Below are 6,429 nucleotides of genomic sequence, written 5' to 3'. Positions count from 1 at the left end.
TGTCCTTGTTAAATAGTTCAACCGTATCCATTGCAAGCGCAACGTTTTGTTTAACGGTAGTTACTACTCCATCCTTGATCTCACGTTCTAAGACATGTGATGTATAGAAAACAAAGCAAGCCATACAAATGGCAAGAACTAAAGCGATGATCGCTGAGACCTTGACTAAGATGCTACGCAAATTCATCTATATCCTCCTTGGTTTAGATTTTAAGGGTTTATTATACAAATTTTTTCTCGTAAAACATATAGAATTTTAGGGAAAAATAACGAATTTTAAATTTTTGTTTGCTTTATATTTATAATTATAACTTTTATGAAACTGGAGCAAAAATTTATAAAAAATTGCTATTTAAATTTAGCTTTTTAAGCAAAATTTATAGTTTGGCAAAAGCAAGAATTTCTTGTTTTTACGGGGCTAAAATTTAAATTTGTATCCTTTTGTTGATTTGTCGTATATTTTATTAGATTGGTTTAAGGTTCAAAGCAAAATAACAAAAAAGTGAAATTTGGAGTGTTTTACTCTTGTTTTTGTAAAGTAATTTTAAAAAGATTAAATAAAAAAATTAATTTCATACCAATTTGTGACAAAATTTGAGTTCAAAAATCAAAAAATTTCTTAGATAAATTTATAAAATTTGATGAAAAATTTGGTTGCAGGGTAAATTTATATATTTTTAAATATAATCACGCTCTGGCACGGTAAGCGGTCGCTTTTGCATCTTGCAAAAGAGGAAAGTCCGAGCTGCGATAAGACAAAGTTCCATCTAACGGATGGCTAGGGAAACCTAAGGGATAGTGTAACAGAAAGCAAACTTCCGCCTTGGCGGTAAAGGTGAAACGGCGGGGTAAGAGCCCACCGGCACGCTTGGTAACTTGCGTGGCCATATAAACCCAACTTGCAGTAAGAAGGGATGGTTTTGGTCTTATATTAAAACCCTTCGCTAGAGCTTGTTTGTAAAAGCAAGCGTAGATAAATGATCGCTCAAGACAGAACTCGGCTTAACGCCGTGCCTTTGCTTAAATTTAGAGTAAATTTTAAGTAACAAGCAGTTGGTAAATTTGAAAGATTTTCAAGACGAAACCGGCAAATATGCCGTGCCTTGAAAGTTTGGTATTAGATTAGTTTTTTACGTATTTTTGAGCTTTTTGTAGTTTTGTAAGCTCGTTTTGGATGTGTGAAGATTTGGTTTTAAAAAGCTCTATCGCACCGCCGATTAGCGCTTGTGCTTCTTGAGCCGAAGCTAAGCTTTTAAACATATCTTTGCTAAAGCTTTGTGATAGTGCAGCTAGCTTTCTTGTATCTTCGTTTATTAACGCTAGCTTAAATTCATTGATCCAGCTATTCACCTGATGTTACCTCTCTCCATGCTTCTGATAACTGCTTTACGACATTTGTTACTTCGTTTAGTGCATTAATATCATTTTGGATATTTGCCATAGCAAGAAGCTGCATCTGCCTTGTATAAAGTCCGCTAAGATAGTGAGCTACGTCGCCTTGAGAATAATCAAGTGAGTTTAAAAGCTCGACAAAGATAGCGTTTGCTCTGTTTATATAATAGACTTTTTTCTCTATATCTCCAGCTTCGATCGCTTTTTTGGTGCGAAATATAAATTTTAAAATTCCGTCATAAAGCATTTCTATTAATTTAGTCGGGGACTCGATGCCTCCGAAACTCGACTGTGCGTATGCACTATATGCACTTTGATTCATTTTTCTCTCTTATTTTCTACTGTTTATCTCAGCATCTATCATTGATTTTAGAGTTGAGAACTGATTTTCTAAACTTGCGATGATAGAGTTATACTTGATGAAGCGCTCTTGCATCGTTGTATATTTCTCATCTAAAAGCTTTTGAGTGCTCTCTTTATTTTTAGTGATAGACTCACTCTCGTCTTTTAGCTGTTTTTGCATAGCGATCATAGTACCTTTCTTGCCAACAGCGCCATCAAGCATATTAGCTAGCTTTGTAAAAAGACCATCAGTTTTTTTAGTCACTGGATTTACAGTGGCTTCGCTCATACCAAGAGTTGCTAGTGCAGAAGCTTTGCCTTTTACTTCGATATTTTCGCCATCGCTTCTTTTTAAGATGATCCTCTTGCCACTTTGATCAAGGCTAGCTGTGACACCGTCTATACCAGCGTCATTGATGGCTTGTTGAAGTTTTAGAGCGTTATCCTCAGCTGTCCCGCCAGCTGCGGTTGAAAATATAACTGACTTACCATTTATCGTAAGATCGCCAGCTTGGATATTTAACGCACCTGCGCTAACGGTTGAGTTGCCCATGTAGCTTATCGGCTCAGTCTTGCTTGAACCCATAAAAAATTTCTGAATTTCTTCTGGATCTTTACTAAGAGCTGCATTAAATTTATTTAGATCAAGCTGAAGCTGACCGTCTTTATCTGGCACTATGCCAAATTTACTTAGCGCTTTTCCTTCGCTATCTTGACCATTTACTAGACGTCCGATGTTTGATCTAAGGCTTGAAATTTCACTTACACCTTGAAAAGTGCCAGCGCCTTTTTCTTCGTCATATTTTGTAGCGATCTCAAGGTTCATAGTCATTAGGTTGTAGTCTTTTATAAACTCTTCAACCGCTTTTACGACCTCTTCAGTGTTTTGAGAGATGCTGACATTTGTTCTGCCAGTCTCATTTAGCGTGATATTTACGCCAGGTCTTAGATCATCAAAGCTATTTTTGCTTCTTTTGATATTTACGCCGTTATATGTAAATTCTGCATCTTGTGCTTTTAGAATTCTATTTTTCTCCAAATTTGATGTCATCTTTGGCGAGCCATCAGGATTTGTTAGCGCATTGCCGTGCTCGTCTGTGTCTTGAAACTGCGTATCATCCCAGCCAAGCTTGTCTAAAATGCCAGCAGTGTCGTTTGAAAATTTGATAGTCTGCGTAGCGCCAGTGCTGCCTGATTGAAGCATTATTTGGTTTGGTTTATCGCCACCAACATTTAAAATTCTAGCTTGCAATTTACCGCCACTTACGTCATTTATCTTATCAACGATATCTTGATACGTTGTCGATCTTGTCACACCGATAGAGAATTTTTGTCCGTCTATCTCAACATCAAATGAGCCAGTATTTGTCGCACCCACCATGCTTGAAGAATTTTTGAAATTCTTGCTTTGAAATGTATCTTTTTGAGCAAGTTTTTGCACATCGATACTAAAGCTTTGCACGCTAACGCCGTTTGCCGCTGAAGCTGTGACGCTTTTGCCAGCGTTATTTGTATTTCTTTTTAGATAAAGTGCCTCGCCTCCAAGTGTTTTGCCACTAACATTTACGTTGCTAACAAGAGTTTTTAGAGCCGCAAGGTCCTTTTGCTTAAGCTCATTTTTCTCTAGTCTTGTTGTAAGTGGTTTGATCTGTCCAGCCTCATCAGCCTCTTTTAGTTTCTTGATAAGCTCATCGTTTAGGCCGCTATTTTTTGTACCGATGCCTAAATTTGTTACGTTACCTACTGCCATTTTTAACTCTCCTTGTCAAAAAGTATTCCGATACTTTCTTTGAAATACTCGCTGATTTTTATAGCTTCTTTGCTTGGAAGCTGTGTTATCTCTTCGCCTGTTTTGGCGTCTTTTACTTGCACTACCATTAAATTTAACTTCTCGTTGTAAGCAAATCTTACATTAGTATCGAGCTGCTGCATCTGATAGTTTAGCCTATCAGTGACCTCTCTTGTTTTTTTAGCAAGATCATCGTTGCTAAGTTCGTCAAGCTCGTTAGCATCCTTTGATTTGCCATTTTTGTCGGCATTTACTTTGACATCAGAGTGTTCGATAGGTCTGCTGTCTATCTGACGCTGAGCCGATGTGCTCATGCTTGCATCAAGTGTTTGATTTGCTGCTGCTTTAAAAATCTCCATATTTTTACTCCTTAAAACTTACGCTAGCTCCTACATCGGTAAAATTTTAAATTCCTTTAGTATTTATATAAATTTTTGATTATTTAGGTTAAAATCGAGCAAAATTTATAGGACGGGATATGAAAATTTCATTTGAATGTGACTGCATTTTGCTGCAAAAGACCTTGTTGCTTTTTTGTGGAAATTTAGCCGCTCATCATAAGGATTGTGATTTTGTAGTAAGTGACCGTGAGATCGTCACAAAAAAACCGCTATTTATAATAGGTAAGAATGCTCATCTCTCTCATCCATTCACAAGAGCCACTCTTCTTGATACGCTCGAGGAGTTTTACTCAGCCACGCAAATTTCAAAGGCAAAAGAGCCAGATCAGATAGTAAATGAAAAGAGTTTGGAGCAAAAAGTATCACTCTTAATCGATAAATTTAAAGCCGATCTGCTTGAAATTTTAAGGGCAAATCAGTGAAACTCTATACCAAAATTTCAAGTGGTAAATTTAAAGGCAAAAGGCTAGAGCTACCAAGTCTAAGCACGACAAGAAGCACAAAAAGCATCGTAAAAGAGTCCTTTTTTAACGTCATTAGAGATGAAATTTACTCGCTTACATTTATAGAGGGCTTTGGCGGAAGCGGCGTGATGGCAAGCGAGGCTGTTAGTAACGGAGCGCGCGAGGCTATCGCTATCGAAAAAGATAGGGCTGCTTTTAAGATCACGCAAAGCAACCTTGCAAGCCTGCAAAGTCCAAATTTAAAAGCTATAAATGGCGACAGCTTTGCGCTTTTGCCTGATCTTGTAAATTCGCAAAATGGCAAGGTTTTGCTCTATCTTGATCCGCCATTTGATATAAGAGCTGGCTTTGATGATATCTACGAAAAGCTTGTAAATTTGATCTCACAGCTAAAAAAAGAGAAAATTTATATGATAGTTTTTGAGCATAACAGCGACTTTAAATTTGGCGATGAAATTTCTGCATACAAGCTTGTTAAATTTAAAAAATTTGGAGCTACTTCTCTCTCTTATTTTCAGTAAAATACATTGGAATTTAATCAGATTTTATTTTATTATTGGCAAAACACAGTAGATATTTTTTGTGTTTTGTGCTGTATCTAAAATTTTATTTTTAATACTTAATATCTTTTAAGAAGTAGTGGCGAGACGTAGTTGTAGTTAAATTTTAAATACCATTATGGATTTTTACCATTAGTAAATTTGTTTTTTGAGTTTTTTTGTGATCAATAAAATCATCTAAGCTTTCCAATAATTTAATGTTTGTTTGTGTTTGTTTAAGCTCCTTTAACTTTTATTGTTTTGGGCTAGAATTTTAGCTATTTTTTCGCCAGTAGCTTTTATTGCCACGTTAGAGTTTAGTCCATATCGATTGCCTAGAAAATACGTTATTACAATCATAGAACCGTTTTCATTTATGAAGTAATAAAATTTCTTATCGCCTGCAATATCTTCATTTACCTGCACATCGTCTCCACCAAATGCAGTAATAAATTTGTTTTTATAGCTTATTCCTACACAGATTATTAAGCGCGGTTTATACTCCTTTATCCACATCCTAAACATAGGGAAACGATTTTGCTCTATCCAGTGCATGTATGCACTTTTATTTTCTAGTCCGGTTGCTTTGGCAAATCCCTCACTCCAGAGACTATGACTAGTATTTTTAAATGCAAGTGGATATAAGTTTAGTTTGAAAAATCCTTTTGCTCCATATGTAAATGGTTTTACTGTTTCGTTAAATTTTATGTGGTCAATTTCGCCATTAAGTGCACAAAGCAGTTTAACGGCTTTAGTATTAAATTGATAGTCTAAATTTATCTTGTGACTTTCATATCCTGTTGGTGGCTTACTAACATCATTCTTAAACTCATCAGCTAGTTGTTCTGGCTTAAATCCACCACCCCATTCCAGTCCGCACAACCAAGTACTCTGATTTTTTGGACTACCTATGTCACCGCCGTCACAACCGCTAAAACCCAAAGCCCATTTTTTGAAATCTTCGTTAATCATTATTTATTCCTTTTTACTTAAAAATTATTTAATATGTTGTAAGATTAATAAAAAACTATACCTCTCTTTTTTCGGTTATCGTATAAAAATTTTCAAAACCGCATTTATCGCATTTGGTATAAATTTTTATATCTTTTATCCTAAAAGTTGTACTTACTGTTTTATTGTCTACTTTTTTAGTCCCCCTTGCCAGTTCTTCTCGCAGCGTATCTTGACCTATTTTTTTGGTACAAAAACTATTTTTGCAGTTTGGGCATTTTGAATAAAATTTAAGCCCAAAATACACTAAAGGAATAACAACTACAAATAGTAAAGAGTATATATCATCTTTTAAAAAATGGACACACAAAGCACTAATTCCGATACCGACAACAAACGATATAAAAGTAGCCAAAAACCTACCGACGCGTCTCAAGTCTTCAATAAAAAACATTTTTATCCTTTGAAGTAAAATGGTAGTGTATTTTACTTCTTTTTACAACAAAATTCAATTAAGAATTTATTATTTTTTTATTTGCAAAATTTTAATG

9 protein-coding genes and 1 other RNA gene are annotated in these 6,429 nt (G+C 35.4%); 3 read left to right on the top strand and 7 right to left on the bottom strand.

The features are described from left to right. Window positions 1-187 (bottom strand): hypothetical protein (locus CYP05_RS04980; RefSeq protein ID WP_141090280.1); only part of this gene is annotated, 187 nt, incomplete at its 3' end. A gap of 507 nt (window positions 188-694) precedes the next feature. Here CYP05_RS04980 and rnpB point away from each other — a divergent pair. Further along, window positions 695-1,021, top strand: an RNA gene (gene rnpB / locus CYP05_RS04975) — RNase P RNA component class A. Window positions 1,022-1,122: 101 nt separating this feature from the next. On the opposite strand, the gene CYP05_RS04970 is transcribed toward rnpB, so the two are convergent. The 4 genes from CYP05_RS04970 to CYP05_RS04955 are packed head-to-tail and all read right to left on the bottom strand — an operon-like array spanning window position 1,123 to window position 3,882. After that, complete coding sequence (locus tag CYP05_RS04970) at window positions 1,123-1,350, bottom strand: hypothetical protein (protein ID WP_009293743.1); 228 nt, start codon at window positions 1,348-1,350, stop codon at window positions 1,123-1,125. Then, entirely contained in the window at window positions 1,343-1,714 is a 372-nt protein-coding gene (fliS, locus tag CYP05_RS04965; protein WP_009293744.1) for a flagellar export chaperone FliS, read from the bottom strand. Before fliS ends, CYP05_RS04970 begins: the two co-directional genes overlap by 8 nt. Before the next feature lie 9 nt (window positions 1,715-1,723). Next, entirely contained in the window at window positions 1,724-3,484 is a 1,761-nt protein-coding gene (fliD, locus tag CYP05_RS04960; protein WP_103642170.1) for a flagellar filament capping protein FliD, read from the bottom strand. 2 nt (window positions 3,485-3,486) lie between these two features. Continuing rightward, a complete protein-coding gene (locus tag CYP05_RS04955; protein WP_103642169.1) occupies window positions 3,487-3,882 on the bottom strand; it encodes a FlaG family protein in 396 nt (131 codons plus the stop codon). Window positions 3,883-4,001: 119 nt separating this feature from the next. Between CYP05_RS04955 and CYP05_RS04950 the strand changes: the two genes are divergently transcribed. Both CYP05_RS04950 and rsmD read left to right on the top strand, forming a co-directional pair. Then, on the top strand, window positions 4,002-4,346 hold the full coding sequence (locus CYP05_RS04950) for a hypothetical protein (RefSeq protein WP_012001654.1): 345 nt from the start codon (window positions 4,002-4,004) through the stop codon (window positions 4,344-4,346). Continuing rightward, complete coding sequence (rsmD, locus tag CYP05_RS04945) at window positions 4,343-4,909, top strand: 16S rRNA (guanine(966)-N(2))-methyltransferase RsmD (protein WP_012001655.1); 567 nt, start codon at window positions 4,343-4,345, stop codon at window positions 4,907-4,909. The genes CYP05_RS04950 and rsmD overlap by 4 nt, the downstream gene beginning before the upstream one ends. Window positions 4,910-5,173: 264 nt before the next feature. On the opposite strand, the gene CYP05_RS04940 is transcribed toward rsmD, so the two are convergent. Both CYP05_RS04940 and CYP05_RS04935 read right to left on the bottom strand, forming a co-directional pair. After that, a complete protein-coding gene (locus CYP05_RS04940) occupies window positions 5,174-5,899 on the bottom strand; it encodes a hypothetical protein (RefSeq protein WP_103642168.1) in 726 nt (241 codons plus the stop codon). A gap of 55 nt (window positions 5,900-5,954) precedes the next feature. Further along, window positions 5,955-6,332, bottom strand: coding sequence for a hypothetical protein (locus CYP05_RS04935; protein ID WP_103642167.1), 378 nt, complete (start codon window positions 6,330-6,332; stop codon window positions 5,955-5,957). Window positions 6,333-6,429: the final 97 nt, after the last annotated feature.

Source organism: Campylobacter concisus (assembly GCF_002913545.1).
Lineage (GTDB): Bacteria > Campylobacterota > Campylobacteria > Campylobacterales > Campylobacteraceae > Campylobacter_A > Campylobacter_A concisus_AV.
Note: the sequence above shows the minus strand (reverse complement) of the source record. Positions and strands in the feature narration are given on the sequence as shown.